Origin of the sequence: Halorubrum sp. SP9, from assembly GCF_005435015.1 — an archaeon.
GTDB lineage: Archaea > Halobacteriota > Halobacteria > Halobacteriales > Haloferacaceae > Halorubrum > Halorubrum sodomense.
In genome coordinates this window covers 1-293 of record NZ_SGXU01000604.1, presented here as the reverse complement: position 1 = coordinate 293, position 293 = coordinate 1, and the positions used below count along the sequence as shown (strand labels likewise).

The window sequence follows — 293 nt, the reverse complement described above, 5'->3', positions numbered from 1 at the left end:
CACGGCCGCGATCCGGTCGCGGACGGCGGCGTCGGCGACGCCGGCGCGCTCCGCGAGCGCGAGCGCGCCGCCCATGCCGACGCCCTCCTTCGCCTCGCCGCGGGCGTACGCCGCCATCGCGGGGTGGTCGCCCTCGGCGAACCCGGGGTCGGCCGCCGCGAGCGTCAGGTCGAGGTCGGCGGCGAGCGCGGGCAGGTCGGCGGTCGGGTCGTCGGCGACCAGCGACGTGGTCGCCAGCGGGAGCGGGCGGTCGACGCCGGCGTGTCGGGCGAGCGCCGCCGCGGCCGCGAGCT

Annotated in this window: 1 pseudogene; it reads right to left on the bottom strand. The window is 81.9% G+C overall.

The features are described from left to right. Window positions 1–293 (bottom strand): annotated as a pseudogene (locus tag EXE45_RS18735) (TIGR00303 family protein); the annotation flags it as partial.